The following is a 26,510-nucleotide window of genomic DNA, read 5'->3' as shown; positions in this document are numbered from 1 at the left end:
GGACCCGATAACCGTGAGCACCAAGGACCTCAGCCGCACCGCGTACGACCACCTGTGGATGCACTTCACCCGCATGTCCTCGTACGAGAACGCCCCGGTTCCGACCATCGTCCGGGGCGAGGGCACCTACATCTACGACGACAAGGGCAAGCGCTACCTGGACGGTCTGGCGGGCCTGTTCGTGGTCCAGGCCGGTCACGGCCGCACCGAACTCGCCGAGACGGCCTTCAAGCAGGCGCAGGAGCTGGCGTTCTTCCCGGTGTGGTCCTACGCCCACCCCAAGGCCGTGGAGCTGGCCGAGCGCCTCGCCGACTACGCTCCGGGCGACCTCAACAAGGTCTTCTTCACCACCGGCGGCGGCGAGGCGGTCGAGACCGCCTGGAAGCTCGCCAAGCAGTACTTCAAGCTGACCGGCAAGCCCACCAAGCACAAGGTCATCTCCCGCGCGGTCGCCTATCACGGCACCCCGCAGGGCGCCCTGTCCATCACCGGCCTGCCGGGCCTGAAGGCCCCCTTCGAGCCGCTGGTCCCGGGCGCGCACAAGGTCCCCAACACCAACATCTACCGCGCCCCGATCTTCGGCGACGACCCCGAGGCCTTCGGCCGCTGGGCCGCCGACCAGATCGAGCAGCAGATCCTCTTCGAGGGCCCGGACACGGTCGCGGCCGTCTTCCTGGAGCCGGTGCAGAACGCCGGCGGCTGCTTCCCGCCGCCGCCCGGCTACTTCCAGCGGGTGCGCGAGATCTGCGACCAGTACGACGTGCTGCTCGTCTCCGACGAGGTCATCTGCGCCTTCGGCCGGCTCGGCACCATGTTCGGCTGCGACAAGTTCGGCTACGTCCCGGACATGATCACCTGCGCCAAGGGCATGACCTCGGGCTACTCCCCGATCGGCGCCTGCATCATCTCCGACCGCCTGGCCGAGCCGTTCTACAAGGGCGACAACACCTTCCTGCACGGCTACACGTTCGGCGGTCACCCGGTCTCCGCGGCCGTCGGCCTGGCCAACCTCGACCTGTTCGAGCGCGAGGGCCTGAACCGGCACGTGCTCGACAACGAGTCGGCGTTCCTCTCGACCCTCCAGAAGCTGCACGACCTGCCGATCGTCGGCGACGTCCGCGGCAACGGCTTCTTCTACGGCATCGAGCTGGTCAAGGACAAGAACACCAAGGAGTCGTTCAACGAGGAGGAGACCGAGCGCGTCCTGTACAGCTTCCTCTCCAAGGCGCTGTACGACAACGGCCTGTACTGCCGTGCCGACGACCGCGGCGACCCGGTCGTCCAGCTCGCCCCGCCGCTGATCTCCGACCAGGGGACCTTCGACGAGATCGAGCAGATCCTGCGCGCGACGCTGACGGAGGCGTGGACCAAGCTGTGACCGCCGCGCCGCGCGCGAGCGCGGTGAGCGGCACACCTCCGATCAGATGATCATCACCGGCCCCGGAGCCGTCCGTTCGAGTGGGAAACGGCGGCCCGGGGCCGTGTGCTGTCCGGGCACCCGGCGACCGCTGCCTAGCGTCGTGACCGATCGGCTCCGCCTTCGTTCCCCCATATGGGGAATTCGTACGAAGGATCCCACGGACCCGCACGGCAACACGGACCCGCACGGCAACCCGCGCGGCATTCCAGCTCCGAACCGAGGTGTACGCCATGGTGGCCCCGCCGGACAACGACGTTCTCTGGGCACGCGCCCTGCACTACACCCACAACGACGGCTCACCCGGGCTCGCCGGCGTCTCGCTCGGCGTCCGGCAGGGCGAGATCCTCGCCGTCGCCGGACCGAGCGGCAGCGGCAAGACGACCCTGCTGCGCTGCCTGTCCGGCATGGTGCGCGTCCGCGAGGGCGAGGTGTGGTTCAACAGCGCCCCCGTGCACACCCTCGGCCCACTGGCCCGCGAACGGCTGCGCCGGGACCGGTTCGGCTGGATCGACCCCGCCCCCGTGCTCGTGCCCGAGCTCAACGTCTGGGAGAACACCGCCCTGCCGCTGATGCTGCGCGGCACCAGCCGGCGCCGGGCCAAGGTGGCCGCCCTGGAGTGGCTGGAGCGCCTGGACGTCGGCGAGCTGGCCCGCAGACGGCCGCACCAGCTGCGCCAGGCCGAGCGGCAGCGGGTCTGTCTCGCCCGCGCCCTCGCCCCCGCACCGACGGTGCTCTTCGCCGACGAGCCCACGGCACCGCTGCACCGGGCCGACCGCGCCCATGTGCTGCGCACGCTCACCACGGCGTCCCGCTCGCACGGCATCACGGTCGTCCTGGCCACGCACGACCCGGAGACCGCGGCCCTCGCCGACCGCACGGTGGCACTGCTGGACGGACGGTGCGTGAAGACCGTGCACCTGCCCCCCGCCGGCGACACGACGGAAGGCCGGGCCGCGTGCTCGCTCTCCGTCTGACCCGCGTCGCCCACCCGGCCGTCCAGCTGCGCCGCCTGACCGTGGTGGCGGCCTCGGCGGGCACCGGCTTCCTGCTGCTGAGCAGCCTCGCCTACGCCCTCCGCCACCCCGACGACCCGTCCGCCGCGCTGCTGCGCCTGTCCTGGTGCGCGGTGCCCCTGGCCGCCACGGCGTACCTGGCGGTCGCGGTGGCCCGCACCGACCCCGGCACCCGGCCCCGCAGCGCCCTGTCGGCCCTCGGCCTCGGACCCGGCCGCCTGATGGCCGTCTCGGCGGCCACGACCGCACTGGCCTGCTCGTTCGGGGCCCTGCTCGCGCTGCTGGTCTTCCTCCAACTGCGCGGGGGCGGCCTCGCGGACCTGCCCTTCGACGGCGCCGCGTCGCACTTCCTCGCCGCGGGAGACCCCCTGCCCGTGCCGGGGACCCTGATCCTGCTCGCGATCGTCCCGGCGCTCGCGTCCGCGGCGGTGGCGCTGGCCCTGCGGCCCCGGGAGACCAAGCCCCCGGCCCGGGCCCGGGAGGCGAAAGGGGGCGCCACCCAGCCCGCCCGGAGCGCCCTGGTGACGGCGGACGCGGTCGGCTCTCCGGCCGGACGGACCGGCGCCCCGTCCGACGTCCTCCTCGCGGACGACCCCGAGCCCGAGGACGACCCCGAACCCGGCGAGGCCGACCCTCAGCGTCCCCTCCCGCCCCGCCGGCCGCCCACCGGACTCCCCTGGGGCATCGCCGTGCTGGCCGCCGGCCTCGCCGCGGAGGCGTACGCGGGCCGCACCCCGAACCCCTCCGGGGCCTCCACCACGGCGCTCCCCGGCGGCCTCGCCGCCGACTCCACGCCGGTGCTCGTCGGCTGGCTGCTGACCGCTCTCGGCCTCGCCCTCGCCGGCCCCGGCCTCACCCACCTGTGCGGCCGGCTGCTCCAGGCGGCCGGGCCCGGGGCCGTACGTCTCCTGGCCGGCCGGATCCTGATGGAGGAGGCGGGCCGCATCGGCCGCCCGCTGGGCGTGGTGTGCGCGGTGGCGTCGGGGACGTACGCCATGGGCGTCCTCTACGAGGGCAGCACGCCCGTCCTCGGTCCGCTGACCGCCCTGGGCGCGCTGCTGGTGGCCGGCTGCACCGTGGCCACCCTGCTCACCGCCGCCGTGGAGGCGCGGCAGGCCCGCGCCGACGTCACCGCCGCCCTGCTGCGGCTCGGCGCGCCCGCCACGACGCTGCGCTCCGCCGCGGCCCTGCGCGCCGGCGTGCTGCTGGCCGTCTTCGCCCCGCTGACCTTCCTGATCGCCGACCTCGCCGCGCTGCCGCTGAACCGCTGACCGGCTGACCCACTGACCGACTGACCCGCTGACGAACGCGGGCGGACGGGCGCGGAAAAAGATTCCGCGCCGGCGATGAGTTCCGCGACGAGGCCCGGTCTACCCCATCGAACGGCACGCACGACGTGCACGGGCACACCGACGGGAGAGACCCACCATGTACCAGCAGATGATCTTCGTGAACCTGGCGACCGACGACGTGGCCGCGTCCCGGAAGTTCTTCACCGAGCTCGGCTACACGATCAACCCGCAGTTCTCCACCGACGACTGCTCGTGCGTCGTCATCAGCGACACGATCATCGCGATGCTGCTCAGCAAGCAGCGCTACGCCGACTTCACCAAGAAGGAGATCGCGGACGCCAGGAAGACCAGCGAGGTGCTGATCTGTCTGAGCGCCGAGAGCCGCGAGAAGGTCGACGAGCTGGTCGACAAGGCCGTCGCCGCCGGTGGCACCGTGAGCGGCGAGACCCAGGACCACGGCTACATGTACGGCCGCGCCTTCGACGACCTCGACGGGCACACCTGGGAGGTCATGTGGATGGACCCGGCGGCGGTGCAGGGCTGAGCGAGGCGGCGGGACGCCTGGACGGCCCAACACCTTCAAACGTCTGCGCGGTTAATAAAAAGGCAAAGCCAAGGCCCGTGCGGGGCATATGCGTTGACAGTTCTGACGGAGCGCTTATAGACCTGAGCCTCCTGGGGGTGCCGGGGCAGCCGCGTCCTCCGTGGCGGCCCCAACGCCCCCTCAGCCCCCCGCAATCGCGCATCCCGTGAAGGGCCAAGGCCATCTTGTCCATATCACTGTCCCGCCGCACCGCTCGTTCCGTGCGCGTCCTGGGCGTCGCCGCTTCGGCCGCCGCGCTCGCGCTCGGCGCCGCAGGCCACGCGCTCGCGTGCAACATCAGCGAGTTCTCCGCCGAAGCCACGTGCAACGGCGGCAAGGGCGTCATCGTCGTCACCGACAAGGACCGGTCCGGCACCCCGGCGGTCGTCACCGTGTTCCTCGAGAACAACGGCGCCGACGCGAAGAAGATCGGCGAACAGACGGTCAAGGGCTCCGCCCAGGGCACCACCGTCACCTTCGCCGAGGACTGGCAGCCGAACGCCGTCTACCGCATCCACGTCAAGGCCGGAGGCAAACTGGTCGACGAGGACATCAGCCCCAACCTGACCACCCCGTCCACGGCCTGCGCGCCGGCCACGCCGAGCGCACCGGCCACCCCGTCGAAGCCGGCCACCCCGACCCCGTCGGCGTCGTCGGCGACACCGTCCAAGCCCGGCACGCCGACTCCGGCCCCGTCCGAGTCGCAGAGCAGCACCGCTCCCGCGGGCGCCGTGAGCAACGCTCCCTCGCCCGCGGTCGGTGACTCCAACCTCGCCGAGACCGGTGCGAACTCCAACACCGGCCTGATCGCCGGCATCGCGGCCGCCCTGGTCGTCGTCGGCGGCGGCGCGGTCTTCTTCGGCCTGCGCCGTCGCGGAGCGAACAGCGGGCGCTGACACGCCTGCGTCCGGACGCCGGACGCCTCGGTACGCCGCCTGTGGCCCGTCCCCGAACCCGGGGGCGGGCCACAGGCGTTCACGCCGGCCGTGTGATCAGCCGAGCACCGCGACGTCGGCCGGGTCGAACTCCACGCCGACCTCGTCCCCGACCTCCGGTGCCGACCGCAGCGGGCAGGCCGCCTCCAGGCGCGGCGCGTCCTGCGGCTGGAGGTGGACGGCGACATGGGTGCCCTTGAAGGCGCGCGCGGCGACCCGGCAGCGCAGGCCCTCGTCGGTGGGCACGAGACGGACACCGGCGGGCCGTACGACGAGGGTGCGGGCGCCCTGGGGGGCGTCCCCGGGCACCGGAACCTTGCCCCACGGGGTGACCGCCGTCTCCCCCTCGACCCTCGCCTCGACGACGTTCTCGAAGCCGAGGAAGCGGGCCACGAACGCGTCCGCCGGCCGCTGCCACACCTCAAGGGGCGTACCGGACTGGGCGATCCGGCCCTCCCGCATCACCACCACCCGGTCGGCGAGCGCGAACGCCTCGCCCTGGTCATGGGTGACGGCCAGCACGGTGGTGCCCAACCGCCCGAACAGCTCCCGCAGTTCGACGACGAGGCGTTCGCGCAGCGAGCGGTCGAGCTGGCCGAGGGGTTCGTCGAGCATCAGCAGCCGGGGCCGGGGCGCGAGAGCGCGGGCGAGCGCCACCCGCTGCTGCTCACCGCCGGAGAGCGCGGCCACGGCCCGGGCGCCGGCGCCCGGCAGCCCGACCAGCTCCAGCAACTCCTCCACCCTGGCGGCCCGTTCGCTCTTCGGCGCGCCGCGCATCCGCAGCCCGAAACCGACGTTCCCGGCCACGTCCCGCTGCGGGAAGAGCTGATGGTCCTGGAACATCAGGCCGACCTCGCGCCGGTGCGCCGGCACCCCCGTCCGGTCCCGCCCGTCGAGCAGCACCCGCCCGGAGTCCAGCGGCTGGAGTCCGGCCACCGCCCGCAGCAGCGTCGACTTGCCGCTGCCGCTGGGTCCGAGCACACACACGATCTCGTGTTCGGCGACCGTGAGATCGACGGCGTCGAGCGCGGCCCGCCCGCCGAAGCGGACGGTCGCGGCCTGAAGGCCCAACAGCATCTAGAACTCCCCGCTCCGGTCGGTGCGCAGCCGTTCGAGGACGAGCAGCGCCACCGCGCACACCACCATGAGAATCGTCGACAGGGCCATGGCCTGCCCGTAGTTGAGGTCGCCGGGCCGTGACAGCAGCCGGGCCACGGCGACCGGCAGGGTCGGGTTGTCGGGCCGGGCGATGAACACGGTCGCCCCGAACTCCCCCAGTGACACCGCGAAGGCGAATCCGGCGGCGACCAGCAGCGCCCGCCGCACCATCGGCAGGTCGACCTCCCGCCACACCCGCCACGGCGACGCCCCGAGCACGGCCGCCGCCTCCCGCAGCCGTACGTCCACCGCGCGCAGCACCGGCAGCATGGTCCGCACCACGAAGGGCACGCCGACCAGGGCCTGGGCCAGCGGGACCAGGATCCAGGACTGCCTGAGGTCGAGGGGCGGCTCGTCCAGCGCGATCAGGAAGCCGAAGCCGACCGTCACGGCCGACACCCCGAGCGGCAGCATCAGCAGCGCGTCGAAGCCGCGCACGATCCGGCCGGAGTCCCGGCGGGCGAGCGCGGCCGCGGCGAGGCCGCCCACGGCCACGGCGACGGCGGTCGCGGCGGCGGCGTAGGACAGGGAGGCGCCGATGGCGTGGATCGGCGCGACCAGGAAGGTGCCGCCGTCGGCGTCGGTCAGCGCCCGGTAGTAGCCGAAGCCGGGTGCGGTGAGCGAGCGCTGCACCAGCACGGCGAGCGGCAGCAGCAGGAGCAGGGCGATCGTGGCGAGGACGGCGGCCAGCAGCGCCCACTGGCCCGCGCCGCGCGGACGGCGGGCCGTGAGGGAGGCGTCCACCAGCTTCAGCGCGGACTCCCGGTGCCGTACGGTCCAGGCGTGCACGGCCAGGATCGCGCCCACCGCCAGGAACTGGACGATGGTCAGCACGGCGGCGGTGGACAGGTCGAAGATCTCGGAGGTCTGCCGGTAGATCTCCACCTCGAGGGTGGAGAAGGTGGGGCCGCCGAGGATCTGCACCACGCCGAAGGAGGTGAAGGTGAACAGGAAGACCATGAGCGCGGCGGCGGCGAGGGCCGGGGCCAGGGCGGGCAGGGTGACCTTGCGCCAGGCCGTCAGCGGCGAGGCGCCCAGCATCCGGGCGGCCTCCTCCTGCCGCGGGTCGAGCTGGGCCCACAGCCCGCCCACCGTCCGTACGACGACCGCGTAGTTGAAGAAGACATGGGCCAGCAGGATCGCCCACACCGTGGTGTCCAGCCGCAGACCCCACAGCTCGTCGAGCAGCCCCCCGCGCCCGACCAGGGCGAGGAAGGCGGTGCCGACGACGACGGTGGGCAGCACGAACGGCACGGTGACCACGGCCCGAAGGACCTGGCGGCCGGGGAAGTCGAAGCGGGCCAGGACATACGCGCCGGGCAGCGCGACCAGCAGGGTGAGCGCGGTGGACGCGAGCGCCTGCCAGGTGGTGAACCACAGCACGTGCCGGATGTCGGACTGTCCGAGCACGTCCACGATCCGCCCGACGTGCCAGGTCCCGTCGTCCTTCAGACCGCGCCGGACGATCGCGGCGACGGGGTAGGCGAAGAACACCGCGAAGAACGCGACGGGCACGGCCATCAGGCCGAGCCGCGCCGCGTTCCCCTTGCGGCCGCCCGTACGGTCCCTGCCGCCGGCTACTTCAGGACGAGCGAGGTCCACGACTTGACCCACTGATCACGGTCGGCGGCGATCTTGTCGGGGGCCATGGTCTCCGGGTCCTTGGCCTGGGGGCCGTACTCGGTGAACTCCGCAGGCACCTGGGCGCCCTTGGTCACCGGGTAGACGAACATGTTCAGCGGCATGTCGTCCTGGAACCGCTTGGTGAGCAGGAAGTCGAGGAACGCCTTGCCGCCCTTGGTGTTCCGGGCGTTGCTGAGCAGTCCCGCGTACTCGATCTGCCGGAAGCAGGTGCCGTACGCCACCCCGGTCGGCGCGGTCTTCGGCCTGGGGTCGGCGTAGACGACCTCGGCGGGCGGCGAGGACGCGTAGGAGACGACGAGCGGACGGTCGCCCTTGGCCTTCTTTCCGCCCGCGGATCCCGAGAACTCCTGGTCGTAGGCCTGCTCCCAGCCGTCGACGACCTTCACGCCGTTGGCCTTGAGCTTCTTCCAGTAGTCCTGCCAGCCGTCGTCACCGTACTTGGCGGCGCTGCCCAGCAGGAAGCCGAGGCCGGGCGAGGAGGTGGCGGCGTTCTCGGTGACGAGCAGGTTCTTGTACTGCGGCTTGACGAGGTCGTCGAAGGAGGCCGGCGGGGCCAGCTTGTGGTCGGCGAAGTACTTCTTGTCGTAGTTGACGCAGATGTCGCCGGAGTCGATCGGTGTGACCCGGTGCTCGGCCTCGTCGACCCGGTACTCGGGGAGCACCAGGTCGGAGCCCTTGGCCTGGTACGGCTGGAACAGGCCGTTGTCGAGGGCGCGGGAGAGCAGCGTGTTGTCGACACCGAAGAAGACGTCGCCCTGCGGGTTGTCCTTGGTGAGGATGGCCTTGTTGACGGCCTGGCCGGCGTCGCCGTCCTCGAGGACCTTGACGGTGTAGCCGGAGCTCTTCTCGAAGTCCTGGAGCACGTTCTTGGAGACGGCCCACGAGTTGTGGCTGACGAGGGTCACGGTCTTGGAGTCCGCGGCCTTTGACGTCCCCTTGCCGTCGGTCGAGCCGCACGCGGACAGCGTGACGAGGCCGAGTCCGACCGCCACGGCGACGAACGTCTTGTTGTGCACTGGATGTCCTCCTGGGGGTTGGCCAGGAAGAGACGCGGCCCTGCCCGGGATCCGCGAGGATGCCCGGGCAGGGCGCAACAGCTCGAGTGATGACCGAACTTCCTACCCAGAATGACCTGGGCGAGGTTCAGAGGGTCTGCGGCCGGTGCCGCACTCTCAGCGCTGTGGCGCTCCCCTGTCGGAATATGAAGATATGAACGCCCACAGACTACCGCCCGTCCGGCTCCCGGCCACCACCCGGCCGTCGACGGGCCACCACCCGACCATCGACCGGCCACCGTCCGGCCGTCGACGGACCAATGTCCGGCCGTCGTCCGGCCACCGTCCGTCCGGCTACCTCTCGGTGGCCGCCAGCTGACCGCACGCCCCGTCGATCTCCTGGCCGCGGGTGTCCCGGACGGTCACCGGCACCCCGTGCGCCGCGATCGCCTCGACGAACGCCTTCTCGTCCTCGGGGCGGGAGGCGGTCCACTTGGAGCCGGGGGTCGGGTTGAGCGGGATCAGATTGACGTGCACCGGCTTGCCCCTCAGGAGGCGGCCGAGCCGGTCGCCGCGCCAGGCCTGGTCGTTGATGTCCCGGATCAGCGCGTACTCGATGGACAGCCGGCGCCCGGACTTCGCGCTGTACTCGAAACCGGCGTCCAGCACCTCCCGCACCTTCCACCGTGTGTTCACGGGAACGAGGGTGTCGCGCAGCTCGTCGTCGGGGGCGTGCAGGGAGATGGCGAGCCGGCACTTGAGGCCCTCGTCGGCGAACCGGTGGATCGCCGGCACCAGGCCCACCGTGGAGACGGTGATCCCGCGCTGGGAGAGCCCCAGCCCGTCCGGCTCGGGGTCCGTCAGCGCGCGGATGGCACGGATCACCCGGTTGTAGTTGGCGAGCGGCTCGCCCATGCCCATGAAGACGATGTTGGACAGCCGCGCCGGTCCCCCGGGCACCTCGCCGTCCCGCAGCGCCCGCATCCCGTCCACGATCTGATGCACGATCTCGGCGGTCGACAGATTCCGGTCGAGTCCGGCCTGGCCGGTGGCACAGAACGGGCAGTTCATCCCGCACCCGGCCTGCGAACTGATGCACATGGTCACCCGGTCCGGGTAGCGCATCAGCACCGACTCCACGAGCGTGCCGTCGAACAGCCGCCACAGCGTCTTGCGGGTGGTCCCCTGGTCGGTCGACAGATGCCGCACGACCGTCATCAGCTCGGGAAGCAGCGCCTCCTGCAGCTTCACGCGCGATCCGGCCGGAATGTCGGTCCACTGCTCCGGGTCGTGCGCGTACCGCGCGAAGTAGTGCTGCGAGAGCTGCTTGGCACGAAACGGCTTCTCACCGATCGCGGCCACGGCCTCCTTGCGCTCGGCGGGCGAGAGATCGGCAAGGTGCCGCGGCGGCTTCTTGGCTCCGCGCGGGGCGACGAAAGTGAGTTCTCCGGGCTTGGGCATGGTGGTACCAGTGTCGCAGATCATCTCCGGGGCCCCAGGCCGGAGCGGGGTGGGGGTGGTCATCTGCGGGCGGCGCCTGTCAGGGGACGGCCCGGGCCCGGCGCTGTCAGCTCTCCAGGTGCAGGCTTCACAGACAGGGCCGCGCGCACTGTTCCATGGTTCGCGGCATGCCACGTTGGAGAGAACCCTTACGGAGAAGGCCCGCTACGTGGGGGGAACATGGGTCCTAGGTTTTCGATCATGATACATACTGCTATACGCAGCTTGGATCTCTACGTAACCCTGGGAGCGGCGGTTACATTCGGCGTTCTAGGCCTGGTGGGGAACGCCTCACAGAACGTAATAACCTCCGGAATTCTAGCAATCCTGGCCCTTGTAGCCATATCTCTTTTGAGGTTGCGCTCACAGGGTGAAAAGATCAATCAGTCTCTGGCTGAAATCAAAGACCGACCGAGCGCAGATCGCTTCTTCTCCGAGGTTGACGACAGGGATGAGATCAGGGAGATGATCTCGTCATCGCGAGAAGTATGGCTTCACGGCTGGACGCTCGGAATACACCTTGTCTCATACGCGGATGAGATCAGGAGAGCCGTCACCAAAGGTCTGCATATCAAAATTCTCGTGATTGAACCGCATAGCACGGCCATGACTGTCGCGGCCAGCGAGGCAGAGAACCATAGTGCAGACGAACTCAGCTCCAACTTGGAGGCCAACCTCAGAAGACTGGCTGCACCGATCGAAGGACCCATAGCTGGAAAATTGGAGATCAAGACCCTCAGTTACGTTCCTCACAACACGGTCATCGCTTCCGATCCGTCAGCCAGACATGGGAAAATTGTCATGCGAATCGCGACTTTCCGGGCGGACCATTGGCAGCGGCCAACCTTTACAGTCACTCGGCAGAACGATCCCGGGTGGTACGACTTCTTCAAGACGCAGTTTGACAGCAAGTGGGAATCAGGACGCCTGTATGCGTCACTCCCGTAGAACGGACGCCACAAGCCGGTCCACTGATCACGGGTCTCGCCCGCCGGCAAGGCTGACGAAGCCCATGGGCGTCAGTGGTCGCCACTGAGCGACGGCGGCCGGCCCACAAGGGTGGCTTCACCCCCTGCCTCAAGGGGCACACGGTCAGTGAGACTCACGGAGGTACGAGATGAGCGCCGGAGAACGGGCCAAGGCAAAGGCCGAACAGATCGTCGGAAAGACCGTGCGGACGGCGGCCCACGCGATGCACAAAGAAGCCCTCGCGGCGAAAGGCGCCGCTCTCGAAGCACGAGGCAAGATGCGGGGCGCGAAGGAACAGACCAAGGGCTCCTTCAAGCGCTGAGCGTGCTGCCGCAGGCTTGAACCCGTACCAGGAACGGCTGAAGGCCCAGGGAGAGGGAAACGACCTCTTGCCTGGGCCTGCGGTGTTCGGAGCGGGCGTCAGGTGGTGGATCCGCGGATCGGGGGCTCAGCTCTCGGGGTCGTACATGATCTCGCGCACCTCCTGTGCGCACCGGCACGCCTCGGCGATCTTCGCAGCCCACATGAGCGCGTCCTCGCGCGAGGGGACCTCGATGATCGAGAAACCGCCGACGACCGCCTTGGTCTCGGGGAACGGTCCGTCCGTGACCGTGCCGTCGGTGGCCACGAGGCTCGCCTGCTGACGTTCCACCCCGGCGCCGAAGATCCAGACACCTGCGTCCTTGGCCTCCTGGACCACCCGGTGGGAGGCCTCGCCGACCGCCGCGAAGTCCTCCTCGGGGAAGGTCATCGATCCGTCGTCGAACGAGATCAGGTACCGCGCCATCGTGTTCGCCTCCATGTTCAGCGACCACCCGGCCGCCTCGTCGCTGCTCCCGGTCCGACAGAGCGCCTGTCAGCTTCTCATCGGTCGGGCGTCGTCGGTCCGAGGTGGCATGATCCGGTCATGAGCCTCGCCGCGCGACAGCTCGCCCTGGCCATGCTGGACCGTCAGCTTCTGCTCGGGCGCAGGCGTCTCGATGTGGCGGAGGCGGTTCGCCGGGTCTGGATCCAGGTGTTCCGGTCGCCGGAGCACGCCGGGTCCACGCTGCTGAACCTCGTCGTGGACGACCTGGACGGCGCGCTGTCGGAGCTCGCGGGCCGGGGCATCCGGGTCGGGGAGATCCAGCCGGGCGCCCAGCGGGTGCGGTTCGCCGCGGTCCACGACCCGGACGGCAACCGGGTCACGCTGATCGAGAATCCGGTGACGTAGCCGCAGCTCCCGGTGCGGCGCGGGTGGTCAGGACAGGATGCCGGCGATGGCGGTGACGAACCAGGACGCGTATGTCTTCGTCCGGTGCCAGCCGTTGCAGTAACGCCGCGGCCGGCGCCGCCCGCCCTGCGCGATGAGCGCCTCGCACCAGCGGCACGGCAGGTCGCCGTGGTAGGTGCCGTCCTTCTCCAGCCTTGCCCGCCCCATGAGCGGAAACCTTAGTGGCAGGTCCCGCCCGGGGGGAGGCGCGGTCGTCAGCTGCCTCCGACGAACAGCACCAGGAGCAGCCACACCACCGGGGCCGTCGGCAGGAGGGAGTCCAGGCGGTCCATGATGCCGCCGTGGCCCGGGAGCAGGGTGCCCATGTCCTTGATGCCCAGGTCGCGTTTGATCATGGATTCGCCGAGGTCGCCGAGGGTGGCGCTGGCGGCGACGGCGAGGCCGAGGACGAGGCCCTGCCACCAGGCGCCGTCGTCGATCAGGAACTGCGTGCACAGCGCCCCCGCCACCATCGCGAAGGTCACCGCGCCGAACAGGCCCTCGCGGGTCTTGCCGGGACTGATGCGGGGGGCGAGTTTGTGCTTGCCGAAGCGCCAGCCGACGGCGTACGCGCCCGTGTCGCTGACCACGGTGAGGATCAGGAAGGTCAGGACCCGGAAGGGCCCGTCGTCCGCGGTGAGCATCATCGCCACGAAGGTGGCCAGGAACGGCACGTAGAACGCCGCGAAGACGCCGGCCGTGACGTCCTTCAGATAGCCCTCCGGCGGCTGTGTCATCCGCCAGACCAGGACCGCGAGCGCGGTCAGTGCCATCGCCACCCAGGCGCCCTCGGCGTCGCGGACGTACCCGGCGACCACCATCGCGGCGCCGCCGACCGCCAGCGGAACCAGCGGAGCCCTGATGCCCTTGCGCTCCTCCAGCCGCTTGGTGAGCTCCCACAGGCCGACCACGACCGCGACCGCGATCACGCCCACGAACACGGCCTTGACGATGAACAGCGAGGCGATGATCACCACGCCGAGCCCGAGGCCGACTCCTATGGCAGCGCCCAGGTCACGGCCCGCGCTCTTCTTCTGCGGGGCGGGCGCCGGTTGCGGGGCGTCGGGCATGGGCTCCGGATTCTGCTGTGCCGTCCGGTGGGCGGGCGGCGTCTGCGGCGTGTCGTGGGGCCGAGGCTGGGGCTGGTGCTGAGGCTGGTGCTGGGACTGATGCTGGGGCGCCTGGTACGGCTGCGGGTCGTAGGTCCCCGGCTGCGGGTCGTACATCCCGGGCGGCCCCGGCTGCGGGTCATGGGGCTGCCGTGGGTGCGGCTGTGCGTCGTAGGACTGCGGGTGCGGCTGGGCGTGCGGTGTGCCGTACGGCTGTGGCTGAGCCTGTGGTTGGGGCTGGTGCCGCGGCGTCTCGTCGCGGAACAAGGGGCCGCCCGTCCGAGCGGCCCCCCGGTCGTCCTCCTGGCTTCCGCCGTGTGCGGGCACCTCGGGCACGATGGGCATGGGGCGAGTCTGCTGGGCGCCCTGCGCACCGTACGCGGGGTCCGCCGGGGCAACCCCCGGGACGGGTCCCTGGGCGGGTGACCGGTCCGTGGGCCCCCAGTACCCGGCTTGCGGCGGCGCTCCCCAGGAAGAGTCGTTCATCAGACCTCGAGCAGCTCCGACTCCTTGTGCTTCAGGAGCTCGTCCACCTGTGCGACGTACTTCGCGGTGGTGTCGTCGAGCTCCTTCTCCGCACGGCGGCCCTCGTCCTCGCCGACCTCTCCGTCCTTGATCAGCTTGTCGATGGCGTCCTTGGCCTTGCGGCGCACGGAGCGGATGGACACCTTGGCGTCCTCGCCCTTGCCCTTGGCGACCTTGATGTACTCGCGGCGGCGCTCCTCGGTGAGCTCGGGGAACACCACACGGATGATGTTGCCGTCGTTGCTCGGGTTGACGCCCAGGTCGGAGTCCCGGATCGCCTGCTCGATGTTGCGCAGCGCGCTCTTGTCGAACGGGGTCACGACCGCCATCCGCGGCTCCGGCACGGAGAACGAAGCCAGCTGGTTGATCGGCGTCGGCGCGCCGTAGTAGTCGGCCACGATCTTGTTGAACATCGCCGGGTGCGCACGGCCGGTGCGGATCGCGGCGAAGTCCTCCTTGGCGACCACGACGGCCTTCTCCATCTTCTCCTCGGCCTCGAGGAGGGTCTCTTCGATCACCACTTGCTCCTGCGTGTCTTGAGTGGAACCGGCTGCGGTTCCTTGTCGGGGCCGGCGGCCGGCTGCGTCGCGTCTTCTTCCTGCACGGTTCCCGACCGGCAGGACATTGTCCATCCCCCGGTCAGGGTCCGTCGGTGTTGCCGGTCAGTCCCGGCTGCCGTGGTCACCCACCAGTGTGCCGATCTTCTCACCCTTGACGGCGCGGGCGATATTGCCCTCCGCGAGAAGCTCGAAGACGAGGATCGGGAGCTTGTTGTCACGGCACAGCGTGATCGCCGTGGCGTCGGCGACCTTCAGGTCGCGCGTGATGACCTCGCCGTAGCCGAGGGAGTCGAACTTGACGGCGTCCGGGTTGGTCTTCGGGTCGGAGTCGTACACCCCGTCCACGCCGTTCTTGCCCATGAGCAGCGCCTCGGCGTCGATCTCCAGGGCGCGCTGGGCGGCGGTGGTGTCGGTGGAGAAGTACGGCATGCCCATACCGGCGCCGAAGATGACCACGCGGCCCTTCTCCAGGTGGCGCACGGCGCGCAGCGGGATGTAGGGCTCGGCGACCTGGCCCATGGTGATGGCGGTCTGGACCCGGCTGTCGATGCCCTCCTTCTCCAGGAAGTCCTGGAGGGCGAGGCAGTTCATCACGGTGCCGAGCATGCCCATGTAGTCCGAGCGGGCGCGGTCCATGCCGCGCTGCTGGAGTTCGGCGCCGCGGAAGAAGTTGCCGCCGCCGATCACGACCGCGATCTGGGCGCCGTCCCGTACGACGGCCGCGATCTCGCGGGCGATGGCGTGCACCACGTCCGGGTCGACGCCCAGGCCCCCGCCGCCGGAGAATGCCTCTCCGGACAGCTTCAGCAGAAACCGGCCGGTCACTTTGCCGTCGTCGCTCTTCTGGGCCTTGGTGGTCATCGAGATCCCGCCTCTGTTACGTGGTGCACATGCGAAGAAGGCCATTGCCGGTGGGGCGTGTTTCGCATCCCATGCAGCGGCAATGGCCTCCTCGTCAGATCTGCTGTCGTGTGTCACACGCGGGTGCGTGGTGAGCACCCGCGGGCGACGTGGACGACTGCTGTCGACCCTATCGGGCCGGGCGTCCGTCGCGGTACGGACTTCGGACTCAGATGCCGACCTTGATGCGCGTGAAGCGCTTCAGGGTGACACCGGCCTCGTCCAGAACCTTCTGGACCGACTTCTTGTTGTCCAGCGCGTAGGGCTGGCCGAGCAGGGTGGCGTCCTTGAAGAAGCCGTTCAGACGACCCTCGACGATCTTGGCGATCGCGGCCTCGGGCTTGCCCTCGGCGCGGGTGGTCTCCTCGGCGATGCGGCGCTCGGACTCGACGACGTCGGCCGGGACCTCGTCCTTGGAGAGGTACTTCGGCGCGAAGGCGGCGATGTGCTGGGCGACGCCCTTGGCGACCTCGGCGTTCGGCTTGTCGAGCTCGACGAGGACACCGATCTGCGGGGGCAGGTCGGGCATCGTGCGGTGCATGTAGGCGGTGACGAAGCCGTCCGAGAACTGCGCGAAGCGGTCCAGGACGATCTTCTCGCCCAGGTTGGCGTTGGCCTCGTCCACGAACGCCTGGACGGTCTTGCCGGCCTCGATCTCGGAGGCGAGCAGGGCCTCGATGTCGGCCGGGGAGGTCTTGGCGACGTGCTCGGCGATGGCCTTGGCGACGGCCTGGAACTTGTCACCCTTGGCGACGAAGTCCGTCTCGCACTTGAGCTCGACGAGGACACCGGAGGAGTTGTCGTCGGCGATGATCGAGACCACGGCGCCGTTCTCGGCGGAGCGGCCCTCGCGCTTGGCGACGCCCTTCTGGCCCTTGATGCGCAGCGCCTCGACGGCCTTCTCGACGTTGCCCTCGGCCTCGTCCAGCGCCTTCTTGCAGTCCATCATGCCGGCGCCGGTGAGCTCACGGAGCTTCTTGACGTCGGCGGCGGTGTAGTTCGCCATGAGTCTGTGAATCTTTCTCGAAGTCTGGAAGATCGAAGATCAGGGGGTCCGCGGGGCCCGTGCCCCCTCAGGGAGCCTCTCGCTCGTCGAGCCGGGCCCGCCGACGCGCCGCTGACCTACGGGTGAACGGCGGGAGCGGACTTCATGCACCGCTCCCGCCGTCAACGCTGACACTGACGGGTCAGGCCTGCTGCTCGCCCTCGGCGGCCGGGGCCTCGGCAGCCGGAGCCTCGGCAGCGGCGGCCTCGGCCGGCTTCTCGGCCTCGGCGGCCGGAGCCTCCTCGGCCTTCTTCTCACCCTCGAGCAGGTCGCGCTCCCACTCGGCGAGCGGCTCGCCCGCGGCCTTCTCGCCCTTGTCACCGGCGGCCATGCCGGAGCGGGCGATGAGGCCCTCGGCGACGGCGTCGGCGATCACACGGGTGAGCAGGGTGACGGAGCGGATCGCGTCGTCGTTGCCCGGGATCTTGTAGTCGACCTCGTCGGGGTCGCAGTTGGTGTCGAGGATGGCCACGACCGGGATGTTGAGCTTCCGGGCCTCGCCGACCGCGATGTGCTCCTTCTTGGTGTCCACGATCCAGACGGCGCTGGGCACCTTCTGCATCTCGCGGATACCGCCGAGCGTCTTCTCCAGCTTGGCCTTCTCGCGGGAGAGGACCAGCAGCTCCTTCTTGGTGAGGCCGGAGGCGGCCACGTCCTCGAAGTCGATCTGCTCGAGTTCCTTCAGGCGCTGCAGGCGCTTGTAGACGGTCGAGAAGTTGGTGAGCATGCCGCCCAGCCAGCGCTGGTTCACGTAGGGCATGCCGACGCGGGTGGCCTGCTCGGCGATGGCCTCCTGCGCCTGCTTCTTCGTGCCGACGAACATGACCGTGCCGCCGTGGGCGACGGTCTCCTTGACGAACTCGTAGGCGCGGTCGATGTACGACAGCGACTGGAGCAGGTCGATGATGTAGATGCCGTTGCGCTCGGTGAAGATGAAGCGCTTCATCTTCGGGTTCCAACGGCGGGTCTGGTGACCGAAGTGGACGCCGCTCTCCAGCAGCTCCCGCATCGTGACGACGGCCATGGCCGTACTCTCCTTGAGTTTCTCGGTTGTGCCGCGGATGCCGGACGGCTTCCGCGCCTGACGCCCGCGGCGCGCCGTGCCACGAAGGACCGAGGGGCGCTGACACCGGCCGTTGCCGGCCAGAGTGTCGGGGCGTGCGAAGTCGACCCGGTGACCCGGATCGCCATCAGAAGTGTACGGGACCCGGGAGGCGCCGGGTGACGCCGCTGCCGACAACCGGTGAGTTGTCCACAACGGCCGGGTTGTCCACAGGCTCCGGCGGGGTGCCACGGGGTGCGGGACCGTGGGGTCATGTTCGCAAGGGGCGGAGGCGGGGGCGGGGCCATGAGCGGGAAGCGATGCGTGGGCGTGCGGCTCGGGCTGCCGCTGGGGACGGCGGCGGCCCTGCTGACGTCGGTGGCATGGGCGAGCGGGGGCGGCGCTCCGGCTCCGCCGGGGGCTGCTGGGGGGCGGGTGACAGCGGGGGTTCCCGGGACGGTGGCGGCCGGCGGGTCGGGGTCGGCGGACGGGACGGGGCCGGCAGGCGGGTCGGGGTCGGCGGACGAGACGGGATCAGGGCGCGGGTCGGTGCCGACGGACCGTTCGGGGCCGGCGGACCGTTCGGGGCCGGCGGACCGTTCGGTGCCGGCGGACCGTTCGGTGCCGGCAGACGGGTCGGGGCCGGCAGACGGGTCGGTGACGGCGGACGGGTCGGTGCCGGCGGACGGGTCGGTGCCGGCGGACGGGTCGGTGCCGGCGGTGGGACGCTTCTGGCCGGTGGGGGTACGTCCGCGGGTGCTGCGCGGCTGGGAGCCGCCGGCGACGGAGTACGGCCCCGGGCATCGGGGCGTGGACCTGGCGGCGCCACCCGGCGCTGCGGTACGGGCCGTGTCGGGCGGCCGGGTGTCCTTCGCGGGCCCGGTGGCGGGACGGGGCGTGGTGTCCGTGGAGCTGGCGGGTACCGGCACCCCTCCCCTGCGGACGACGTACGAGCCGGTGCGCGCCACGGTGAGGAAGGGCGACGAGGTGGATGCGGGCGACGTGCTCGGCACGGTGGAGCAGACGGCACCGGGCGGCGCCTCGCACTGCGCGACGGGGTGCCTGCACTGGGGCCTGCTGAGAGCACAGACGTACCTGAACCCGCTGCTGCTCCTGCCGCCTTGGCTGCTGAACCCGGCCCCGCCGAGGCTGCTGCCGGTACTGGGGGTGCCGATCCCCTAGCCGGCCGCACTCACCCGCACGCGCGGCAGCCGTGGGTCAGCCGCGAACCCCTCGCAGCGCCATCCCCACCGCCGCCTCCGCCACCGCCGAGGGCTCCTCGGCGATCCCGAGCTCGATCCTTCGCACCGCCGCGTCCACCACCCCCTGCAACAGCATCGCCGCCAGCCGCGGCTGCCCGTGTCCCAGTTCGCCCAGCGCCTCGACGATCATCGCGACGAGCTCGCCGTGCGCGGCGCGGATCTTCTCCCGCGCCCCGGCGTCCAGCTCGCTCGCCGAGATCGCCACCACGGCCCGGTGCCGCCGGTCCCCGACGAGTTCCAGCTGCTTGCGCACGTACGCCTCGACCTTGGCCTCCGGCCCGTCGGCCGCGGCCATCGCCGCCGAGACCTCCGCGGCCCACACCGGGAAGTCGACCGCGCACAGCTCCTCGACCACGGCGGCCCGCGACCGGAAGTACTCGTACACCGACGACCGCGCCAGCCCCGTCCGCTCGGCGAGAGCGGGGAAGGTCAGCGCCTCCGTCCCGCCTTCGGACAGCAGGGTCCGCGCCGCGTCCAGCAGGGCGGCTCGCTGCATCGACCGGTGCTCGGCCACGGAGGCCGCTCGAATCCTTGGCACGTCGACCACTGTACGGAGGCACCACCCGGGCCGGGGCCGTCCGGGTCCCCGCGGGTCGGATCCGGCAGGTCGGGTCGGGCAGGTCAAGTCCGGTGGGTCGCGTCAGGTGGGTCAGCGGCCGAAGCTCGCCAGCTTGGCGCGCAGTTGCAGCACCGACTTGGTGTGGATCTGGCTGACCCGGCTCTCGGTCACCCCGAGCACGTTGCCGATCTCGGCGAGTGTGAGGCCCTCGTAGTAGTACAGCGTGACGACGGTCTTCTCCCGCTCGGGCAGGGTGTTGATCGCCCGGGCCAGGAAACGGCGCAGCTCCCGGTCCTCGGCCACCTCCACCGGGTTGTCGGCGGCGGTGTCCTCCAGCGTGTCCATGAGGCTCAGCCGGTCGCCGCCCTCGCCGCCCACGTGCAGCAGCTCCTCCAGCGCCACCACGTTGGCCAGCGACAACTGGCTGAAGACGGCATGGAGTTCGTCGACCGCGATGCCCATCTCCGCGGCCACCTCGCTCTCCGACGGGGTGCGCCGCAGCCGGGCCTCCAGCGTGGCGTACGCCCGCTCGACGTTCCGCGCCTTCTGCCGCACCGAGCGGGGGATCCAGTCCAGCGCGCGCAGTTCGTCGATCATGGCGCCCCGGATCCGGGTGATCGCATAGGTCTCGAACTTGATCTCCCGGTCGATGTCGAACTTCTCGATCGCGTCGATCAGCCCGAAGACCCCCGAGGACACGAAGTCGGCCTGCTCCACATTGGGCGGCAGGCCGACGCTCACCCGCCCCGCCACATACTTCACCAGGGGCGAGTAGTGCAGGATCAGCTGCTCACGCAGCCGGTCGTCCCCCGTCGCCTTGTACGACCGCCACAGCTCGTCGAGCGTCGAGGGAGCGGGCGGCCGCACGCTGCCGCCGTCACGGGCGGCTGGGGGGATCTCCGCCCGGTCGGAGCCGGAGGTGTGCTGGGGCATTCGTCGCCTTGTGCCGTTCTGCCGTGGGTGCGGCTTCCTGGGTGAGTTGTCGTATGGGTCGGGGATCGGGTTTCTGTATCGGAACCACGTGAGCGTAGCGTGACTGGAGTGTCGCGGTGCGCGAACGGCGGGGCGCGGGGCGTGCGCAGATTCGTTCCGCAGGGCGCTCCACCGGGTCACCCGCGTCACCCTGGGTGACCGGTGAAACGCCCAACTGCGGGAATTTACGCAGGCGTCGGCGTTCCCCCGGACGGTCGAACACGCTCGGTCAGCACCCCTCCCGGCCGGCCCGGACGGAGATCATCGCCTGGCGTGTCAACTTCCATCCGTCGCCATGTCGTTCGACGTAACCGAGCGATCGGAGTTCGTACAGTCTCGCGATCGCGTCGTCCGGCGTCGTCCGGGCGCCACGGGCGACCTCGGCCGCGTCCGCGGTACCGCGCCCGGGGAGCGCGGCCAGGACCTGCCGGGCCTCCGGTGCCAGCAGGTCGCGCGGGAGAACGGGGCCGCGCCGGTCCGGGGCCAGCTCACCCATGTCTCCGACCAGCTCGACGACTTCCGCGGCGTCGCCGACCAGCACCGCCCCGCCGCGCAGCAGTTCGTGGACGCCGGCCGAGAGCGCGCTGGTGGCCGGGCCGGGGACCCCCATGGTGTGGCGGCCCAGCCGCTGTGCCGCCCGGGCGGTGACCAGCGAACCGCTGCGGTAGGCGGCCTCCACGACGACGGTGCCGCGGGTGAGTGCCGCGATGACTCTGTTGCGGACGATGAACCTGCTCGGCGTCGGGTGGTCGCCGGGAGGCAGTTCCCCGACCACCAGTCCCTGCTGGGCCATCCTGTTGATCAGCTCGGTGTGACCGCGGGGGTAGGGCCGGTCGACGCCGCAGGCCAGGACGGCGACGGTGGCTCCGCCGCTGCCGAGTGCGCCGCGGTGCGCGGCGCCGTCGACTCCGTAGGCGCCCCCGGACACCACCACCCAGCCGCGTTCGGCGAGCCCGGCGGCGAGCGTGGCGGCCATGTGGGCGCCGTACTCGGTGCAGGCGCGGGCGCCGACCACGGCGACCGACCGCAGCGCCCATATCCGCAGGCTGGGACGGCCGCGCACCCACAGTCCGATGGGGCGGGCGTCGCCCAGGTCGTCGAGCTGAGCGGGCCACTCGGTGTCGCCGGGGCGCACGAACCGCACCCCGGCGCCCCGGGCGACGGCGAGGTCCCGTTCGGGATCGGCCCGCGCGGCCCGTGCGCACAGACCGGCCCACCGCTTGTCCGACACCCCGGCGAACCTCGGCGCGCCCTCCCGCAGCCGCCGCGCCACGGCCACGGCACCCAGCTCCCTCACCCACCATCCCGCGGTCTCGTCCCCAGGCTCGACGACCCGGCTGAGAAAGACCCGCGCAAGCAGCTCACGCCCGCCATCAGCGCCACGCCCGCCGACAGGACCCCGCCCAGCATCAGCGTCACGCCGGCCGTCGGGACCGCGCCCGTCGTCCGCATGACGGCCGCCATCAGGACCGCACCCGCAATCAGGACCGCACCCGCCAACAGGGCCGCACCCGCCACCAGGGCCCCGCCCGCCGTCCGCTTCACGCTCGGGGTTCCGGCCGCCTCCGGCGCCCCCGCCGGGGCTGCGCTGCGGGCTCATGCGGGGGTCCCGATGGTCATGGGTACGCCGCGGGGGACTCCGGTGCGCAGTTGCAGTGCCAGGGCGACGTCGGAGGCGTCCGGGCGGTCGTGGCCGGCGAGGTCCGCCACCGTCCAGGCGACCCGGAGCACACGGTCGAGTCCGCGGGCCGTGAGCACACCGCGCTCCAGATTGCGCTCGGCCTCGTCCAGCGCGCCGGCCGCGGCGTGCCAGCGGCTGCGCAGCTCACGTCCCGGCACCTCGCTGTTGGTCCGCCAGGGCGTGCCCGCCAGCCGTGCCGTCGCGCGCTCCCGGGCGGCCCGCACCCGGTCGGCCACCGTCGCCGTGGACTCCCCCCGGGCGTCGCGGGTCAGCTCCGACCGGGTGACCGGGTCGACTTCGACCCGCAGGTCCACCCGGTCGAGCAGCGGCCCGGAGAGCCGGGCCTGGTAGCGCCGGATGGCCGAGGGCGGACACTCGCACAGGCTGTCGCGCTGCGAGAACCGGCCGCAGGGGCACGGGTTGGCCGCGAGCACCATCAGGAACCTCGCGGGGAAGCGGACGACCCCGGCGCTGCGGGCGATCACGACATGTCCGGCTTCCAGGGGCTGGCGCAGGGCGTCGAGGGCGTGACTGCTGAACTCCGGGGCCTCGTCCAGGAAGAGCACGCCGCGGTGGGCGAGGGAGACGGCGCCGGGGCGGGCGACGCCGGGGCCGCCGCCGACGAGTGCCTGCATCGTCGCGGAGTGGTGCGGCGCGCAGTAGGGGGCGAGGTCGATGAGCGGTTTGCCCGGTGGCAGCAGTCCGGCCACCGAATGGACCGCCGTGACCTCCAGGGACTCCTGCCGGCCGAGCGGGGGCAGGATCCCGGGCAGCCGCTCGGCGAGCATGGTCTTGCCCGCGCCGGGCGGTCCCTCCAGGAACAGGTGGTGTCCGCCGGCCGCGGCGACCTCCACCGCCGTGCGCGCGGAGATCTGGCCGACGACGTCGGAGAGGTCGTGCCCGTGGTCGTGCTGGGCGGCGCCCACGCTGTGCATGCCGGTGGCCGCACCGGTGCCGGGCACGCGCAGCCCGGCGAGGAGCGGGTCGGGGCGTCCCTGCTCGTCCGGGTCCTCCTCGGGGACGGGTTCGTCGGCCAGTACCGCGATCAGCTGGCGCAGGCTGCGGATGCCGAGCACGGAGATTCCGGGCACCAGCGAGGCCTCGGCGGCCGCGCACTCCGGCACGACCACCTGTTCGTAGCCGGCGTCCGCGGCGGCCAGCACCGCCGGGAGGATGCCCCGCACGGGCCGTACCCGGCCGTCCAGGCCGAGTTCCCCGATCATCACGACGTCGGCCGACACCCGGGGGTCGATCCGCTCGGCGGCACCGAGCACCGCGCAGGCCACGGCCAGGTCGAAGCCGCTGCCGGCCTTGGGCACGGAGGCCGGGCTGAGTCCGACGGTGAGCTTCTTCTGCGGCCACTCGGCGCCGGAGTTGACCACCGCGGCCCGCACCCGGTCCCGGCTCTCGGTCAGGCTCTTGTCCGGCAGCCCCACGAGGGTGAAGGCGGCGACACCCGGTTCGAGGTCGGCCTGGACCTCGACGACCACGCCCTCGACGCCGACGAGGGCCACGGAGCACGTACGCGCGAACCCCATCAGGCCGCCCCCCGTACGTGCTCGACGCGGGGCGCGCCGCGCCGGGGCAGCAGGACGCCGACGAGGTCGATGCGGACGCCGCCCGGGGGTGCTCCTCCGTGGGCCGCGATCCAGCGTTCCGCCAGGGCGCGCAGCCGCTGGGTCTTCTCCGGTGTGATCGCGGCCATCGGATGCTGGAAGGCGCCCACCCTGCGGGTCTTCACCTCGCAGACGACCAGGACGTCCCCGTCCCGGGCCAGGATGTCGATCTCACCGGTCCTGCCGCAGCGCCAGTTGCGCTCCAGGACCGTCATACCGGTTCCGGCGAGCCGGCGGGCGGCGAGGTCCTCGCCGTACCTGCCGAGTCCGTTGCGTGCCTTGCTCATGTCGGCACCACCTCCGGCGCCAACGGTCACGCATCCGGCCCGACGGAGTGGATCTTGGTGTGCTACTCACCGGTTGTGGACAACCGCGTCACTCACACGAGTGGTCCTCCCCGCCACGCCCCACCCGCGCCTGACGGCCCTCACCCGCTGGGCAGTTCCAGGTCGCTCTTGTTCAGCTCCTCAATGTTCACGTCCTTGAATGTGAGGACACGCACCTGCTTGACGAACCGGGCCGGTCGGTACATGTCCCACACCCAGGCATCGGCCATGGTCACCTCGAAAAACACCTCACCCTGGACCGAGTGCACCTGCATCTCGTAGTCGTTGGTGAGGTAGAAGCGCCGCTCGGTCTCGATCACGTATTTGAACAGACCGACGACATCGCGGTACTCCCGGTAGAGCTTGAGCTCCATCTCGGTCTCGTACTTCTCGAGGTCCTCGGCGCTCATGGCATGTTCCCCTTCAGCCGTACGGTCCCCCCATTGTGCGCCAGTCCCGCGAGCCCCTAGACGATTTCGGTGTCCAGAGTCACGGGCCCGGCCGGAGGACCTTCGTCGAGCAGTGTGCGCAGCAGCTCGGCGAGTCTGGTCGGATACACCGTCTCACGTGCCCGGGCCAGTTCCTGACACGTCCACCAGCGCGCTCCGGCGACGCTGCGCCGCTCCAGTTCCGTCAGGGCCGTCGCGGCGGTCGCCGTCTGGGTCGTACGGGCCAGGTAGTACCACTCGTCCTGGTCCCAGCGGCGGCCCGCGAACGGGAAGGAGCACCGGCGCCGCCACAGCACCGGACCGAGCTCGACCTCGGTGATACCGGTCTCCTCCGCGAGTTCCCTCAGCGCGGCCTCCTCGCGGCTCTCGTCGCCCTCCAGGCCGCCGCCGGGCGTGAACCACCAGTCGTCGGCCGGATCGCCCGGCTCATGGCCGTGGAGGAGCAGGATGCGGTCCGAGGGGTCGAGCAGGACGACCCGGGCCACCTTGCGCAGCCCGTCGCCGTCCACGTCCTGGGTCTCAGCGAGCACCGGCCGGCTCCGTCCGGGTGCGGGCTCGGGAGCGGCCCAGCCGCTTGGCGATCGGACCGTAGGCGCCACCGGCGAGGACGAGGACGGCTCCGGCGACCACCAGCAGGACGATCGTGCGCAGCGGCCCGGGCCGGGACAGGGCGCCCAGCTGCTCGAAGCCGGTGGGGCGCTCCAGCATGCCCTTCATCGGCCAGACGACGGCGTCGACGCGCGCCGTGACATCGGCGCGGGCCACGGTGCCCTTGGCCGCGTCGTCGAGGTGGGCGGTGGAGTCGAGGGAACCCTGGCGTTCGTCGCCGAGCAGGAAAAGGCGGCCCTCGGGGACCTTCACGGTCGGGATGGTCTTGTCCTCGGCGACGCCGCCCTTCAGGTACGGCTCGTCGATCGGCTTGCCGTTGACGGTCAGCTTGCCCCGCGTGCAGCAGGAGACCGTGTCGCCGCCAACGGCCACCACGCGCTTGACCACGGGCGCGTTCGACACCCAGCTCTTGTCGTAGAAGACGACGACGTCACCGCGGCGGATCTCGTCGCCGTCGACGCGCTGGGCGAGCACCCGGTCGCCCATGTCGATCGTCGGCGTCATGGAGCTGGTGGGGACGGTGTACGGCCGGTAGACCACCGCCGCCCACGCGAATCCGCCGAGAAACAGCACCAGCCCCAGCGCCACGGCCAGCCCGGACAGCCTCTGTCCCGTCCTGCCGCCCGCCGGGCCCGTGCCTGTGCCGCCGCTGCGCGGGGCCGTACGCGTCGTGCTCTCGCCACCCATGGACCCGCACCCTACCGGGCGGTACCCAGGTCGGGGCAGCCCCCGCCGTGCCTGCGGGGAAGAGCTCCACGACGGCTTCACACAGGGCGGGGCGCCCCGAGCGGCTTCACCGCGAGGCCGCCCGCCCCGGGGGCGGCCCGTGCGAGCGGAACGCCCCGTCGGACGGCCCTCAGCGGCTCCCGGCTGCCGTCGTCCTGTCGCCCGTGCCGCTCACGGCCTTGGTGGTCCGCCTGCGGCGCCACACCACCAGCGGCACGGCCGCGCTGAGCGCCACGCCGCCCGGGGCCACCGTCAGGGCGCCCGCGGCCGAGGACTGCTGCTGGCCGATGCCCGCCTGGTCGAAGGTGTCGGGCACGGGCAGGGTGCCCCAGCGGTTGACCGGCCAGGCCCGCACGATGGCGCGTCCG

The 26,510-nt window shown here is 71.3% G+C and carries 28 protein-coding genes, 1 pseudogene and 1 riboswitch; of the genes and pseudogenes, 9 read left to right on the top strand and 20 right to left on the bottom strand.

Annotation, left to right across the window (positions count from 1 at the left end):
* Positions 1–13 precede the first annotated feature (13 nt).
* The 5 genes from ABZ484_RS11095 (at position 14) to ABZ484_RS11075 (ending at position 5,204) form a co-directional block, all read left to right on the top strand.
* Positions 14–1,378 (top strand): aspartate aminotransferase family protein, encoded by a 1,365-nt coding sequence (locus ABZ484_RS11095; RefSeq protein ID WP_358865597.1) that lies wholly within the window; start codon positions 14–16, stop codon positions 1,376–1,378.
* Between the two features lie 272 nt (positions 1,379–1,650).
* Positions 1,651–2,394, top strand: coding sequence for an ATP-binding cassette domain-containing protein (locus tag ABZ484_RS11090; protein ID WP_358865596.1), 744 nt, complete (start codon positions 1,651–1,653; stop codon positions 2,392–2,394).
* Entirely contained in the window at positions 2,376–3,704 is a 1,329-nt protein-coding gene (locus tag ABZ484_RS11085) for a hypothetical protein (protein ID WP_358865595.1), read from the top strand. The genes ABZ484_RS11090 and ABZ484_RS11085 overlap by 19 nt, the downstream gene beginning before the upstream one ends.
* 157 nt (positions 3,705–3,861) lie before the next feature.
* Positions 3,862–4,269, top strand: coding sequence for a VOC family protein (locus ABZ484_RS11080; RefSeq protein ID WP_358865594.1), 408 nt, complete (start codon positions 3,862–3,864; stop codon positions 4,267–4,269).
* Between the two features lie 230 nt (positions 4,270–4,499).
* On the top strand, positions 4,500–5,204 hold the full coding sequence (locus tag ABZ484_RS11075) for an LAETG motif-containing sortase-dependent surface protein (RefSeq protein WP_358865650.1): 705 nt from the start codon (positions 4,500–4,502) through the stop codon (positions 5,202–5,204).
* A gap of 96 nt (positions 5,205–5,300) precedes the next feature.
* Here the strand turns inward: ABZ484_RS11075 and ABZ484_RS11070 are convergent, their stop codons facing one another.
* The 4 genes from ABZ484_RS11070 to rlmN form a co-directional block, all read right to left on the bottom strand.
* Positions 5,301–6,320, bottom strand: coding sequence for an ABC transporter ATP-binding protein (locus ABZ484_RS11070; protein ID WP_358865593.1), 1,020 nt, complete (start codon positions 6,318–6,320; stop codon positions 5,301–5,303).
* Entirely contained in the window at positions 6,321–7,922 is a 1,602-nt protein-coding gene (locus ABZ484_RS11065; RefSeq protein WP_358865649.1) for an iron ABC transporter permease, read from the bottom strand.
* A 56-nt stretch (positions 7,923–7,978) separates the two neighbouring features.
* Positions 7,979–9,061: a thiamine ABC transporter substrate-binding protein gene (locus ABZ484_RS11060; protein WP_358865592.1), complete on the bottom strand. Its 1,083-nt coding sequence runs from the start codon at positions 9,059–9,061 to the stop codon at positions 7,979–7,981.
* An 81-nt stretch (positions 9,062–9,142) separates the two neighbouring features.
* Positions 9,143–9,248: riboswitch (TPP riboswitch) on the bottom strand.
* A 146-nt stretch (positions 9,249–9,394) separates the two neighbouring features.
* A complete protein-coding gene (rlmN, locus tag ABZ484_RS11055; protein WP_358865591.1) occupies positions 9,395–10,501 on the bottom strand; it encodes a 23S rRNA (adenine(2503)-C(2))-methyltransferase RlmN in 1,107 nt (368 codons plus the stop codon).
* 264 nt (positions 10,502–10,765) lie between these two features.
* Here rlmN and ABZ484_RS11050 point away from each other — a divergent pair, with 264 nt between their 5' ends.
* Both ABZ484_RS11050 and ABZ484_RS11045 read left to right on the top strand, forming a co-directional pair.
* Positions 10,766–11,488, top strand: a complete 723-nt coding sequence (locus tag ABZ484_RS11050; RefSeq protein ID WP_358865590.1) for a hypothetical protein — start codon at positions 10,766–10,768, stop codon at positions 11,486–11,488.
* Between the two features lie 169 nt (positions 11,489–11,657).
* On the top strand, positions 11,658–11,831 hold the full coding sequence (locus tag ABZ484_RS11045; RefSeq protein ID WP_358865589.1) for a hypothetical protein: 174 nt from the start codon (positions 11,658–11,660) through the stop codon (positions 11,829–11,831).
* Positions 11,832–11,957: 126 nt separating this feature from the next.
* Here ABZ484_RS11045 and ABZ484_RS11040 read toward each other — a convergent pair whose 3' ends face one another.
* Complete coding sequence (locus tag ABZ484_RS11040) at positions 11,958–12,311, bottom strand: YciI family protein (RefSeq protein ID WP_358865588.1); 354 nt, start codon at positions 12,309–12,311, stop codon at positions 11,958–11,960.
* Positions 12,312–12,416: 105 nt separating this feature from the next.
* On the opposite strand from ABZ484_RS11040, the gene ABZ484_RS11035 reads away from it, so the two are divergent.
* Entirely contained in the window at positions 12,417–12,722 is a 306-nt protein-coding gene (locus ABZ484_RS11035) for a hypothetical protein (RefSeq protein WP_358865587.1), read from the top strand.
* Positions 12,723–12,749: 27 nt separating this feature from the next.
* On the opposite strand, the gene ABZ484_RS11030 is transcribed toward ABZ484_RS11035, so the two are convergent.
* From ABZ484_RS11030 to rpsB, 6 genes are all read right to left on the bottom strand, one after another.
* Complete coding sequence (locus ABZ484_RS11030; protein ID WP_358865586.1) at positions 12,750–12,929, bottom strand: hypothetical protein; 180 nt, start codon at positions 12,927–12,929, stop codon at positions 12,750–12,752.
* Between the two features lie 47 nt (positions 12,930–12,976).
* Positions 12,977–14,215 (bottom strand): phosphatidate cytidylyltransferase, encoded by a 1,239-nt coding sequence (locus ABZ484_RS11025; protein WP_358865585.1) that lies wholly within the window; start codon positions 14,213–14,215, stop codon positions 12,977–12,979.
* A gap of 140 nt (positions 14,216–14,355) precedes the next feature.
* On the bottom strand, positions 14,356–14,913 hold the full coding sequence (frr, locus tag ABZ484_RS11020; RefSeq protein WP_030168208.1) for a ribosome recycling factor: 558 nt from the start codon (positions 14,911–14,913) through the stop codon (positions 14,356–14,358).
* Positions 14,914–15,057: 144 nt separating this feature from the next.
* Positions 15,058–15,816: a UMP kinase gene (pyrH, locus tag ABZ484_RS11015; RefSeq protein WP_306190330.1), complete on the bottom strand. Its 759-nt coding sequence runs from the start codon at positions 15,814–15,816 to the stop codon at positions 15,058–15,060.
* A 208-nt stretch (positions 15,817–16,024) separates the two neighbouring features.
* Positions 16,025–16,861 carry a translation elongation factor Ts gene (gene tsf / locus ABZ484_RS11010; RefSeq protein ID WP_358865584.1) on the bottom strand — a complete coding sequence of 279 codons (837 nt, stop codon included), beginning with the start codon at positions 16,859–16,861 and terminating at the stop codon, positions 16,025–16,027.
* Between the two features lie 181 nt (positions 16,862–17,042).
* Complete coding sequence (gene rpsB, locus ABZ484_RS11005) at positions 17,043–17,924, bottom strand: 30S ribosomal protein S2 (RefSeq protein WP_358865583.1); 882 nt, start codon at positions 17,922–17,924, stop codon at positions 17,043–17,045.
* Positions 17,925–18,545: 621 nt separating this feature from the next.
* Between rpsB and ABZ484_RS11000 the strand changes: the two genes are divergently transcribed.
* A complete protein-coding gene (locus ABZ484_RS11000) occupies positions 18,546–19,124 on the top strand; it encodes a M23 family metallopeptidase (RefSeq protein ID WP_358865582.1) in 579 nt (192 codons plus the stop codon).
* A 36-nt stretch (positions 19,125–19,160) separates the two neighbouring features.
* Here ABZ484_RS11000 and ABZ484_RS10995 read toward each other — a convergent pair whose 3' ends face one another.
* The 9 genes and pseudogenes from ABZ484_RS10995 to ABZ484_RS10955 all read right to left on the bottom strand — a co-directional run.
* Positions 19,161–19,718: a helix-turn-helix domain-containing protein gene (locus ABZ484_RS10995; protein WP_358865648.1), complete on the bottom strand. Its 558-nt coding sequence runs from the start codon at positions 19,716–19,718 to the stop codon at positions 19,161–19,163.
* A 135-nt stretch (positions 19,719–19,853) separates the two neighbouring features.
* Positions 19,854–20,696, bottom strand: a complete 843-nt coding sequence (gene whiG, locus ABZ484_RS10990; protein WP_189900581.1) for an RNA polymerase sigma factor WhiG — start codon at positions 20,694–20,696, stop codon at positions 19,854–19,856.
* A gap of 268 nt (positions 20,697–20,964) precedes the next feature.
* Entirely contained in the window at positions 20,965–22,095 is a 1,131-nt protein-coding gene (gene dprA, locus ABZ484_RS10985; protein WP_358865647.1) for a DNA-processing protein DprA, read from the bottom strand.
* A 236-nt stretch (positions 22,096–22,331) separates the two neighbouring features.
* Positions 22,332–23,954 carry a YifB family Mg chelatase-like AAA ATPase gene (locus ABZ484_RS10980; protein ID WP_358865581.1) on the bottom strand — a complete coding sequence of 541 codons (1,623 nt, stop codon included), beginning with the start codon at positions 23,952–23,954 and terminating at the stop codon, positions 22,332–22,334.
* Positions 23,954–24,349 (bottom strand): YraN family protein, encoded by a 396-nt coding sequence (locus ABZ484_RS10975; protein ID WP_358865580.1) that lies wholly within the window; start codon positions 24,347–24,349, stop codon positions 23,954–23,956. Before ABZ484_RS10975 ends, ABZ484_RS10980 begins: the two co-directional genes overlap by 1 nt.
* A 110-nt stretch (positions 24,350–24,459) precedes the next feature.
* A complete protein-coding gene (locus ABZ484_RS10970; protein WP_018544766.1) occupies positions 24,460–24,768 on the bottom strand; it encodes a DUF2469 domain-containing protein in 309 nt (102 codons plus the stop codon).
* 56 nt (positions 24,769–24,824) lie between these two features.
* Positions 24,825–25,337, bottom strand: a complete 513-nt coding sequence (locus ABZ484_RS10965) for an NUDIX hydrolase (protein WP_358865579.1) — start codon at positions 25,335–25,337, stop codon at positions 24,825–24,827.
* Positions 25,327–26,103, bottom strand: coding sequence for a signal peptidase I (gene lepB / locus ABZ484_RS10960; protein WP_358865578.1), 777 nt, complete (start codon positions 26,101–26,103; stop codon positions 25,327–25,329). Before lepB ends, ABZ484_RS10965 begins: the two co-directional genes overlap by 11 nt.
* Positions 26,104–26,272: 169 nt before the next feature.
* A pseudogene (locus ABZ484_RS10955) lies at positions 26,273–26,510 on the bottom strand (signal peptidase I); the annotation flags it as partial.

The sequence above is a fragment of the Streptomyces sp. NPDC006393 genome (assembly GCF_040628575.1).
Classification (GTDB): Bacteria; Actinomycetota; Actinomycetes; order Streptomycetales; family Streptomycetaceae; genus Streptomyces.
The sequence above is the reverse complement of the archived record's forward strand: the minus strand, read 5'-3'. Positions and strand labels throughout refer to the sequence as shown.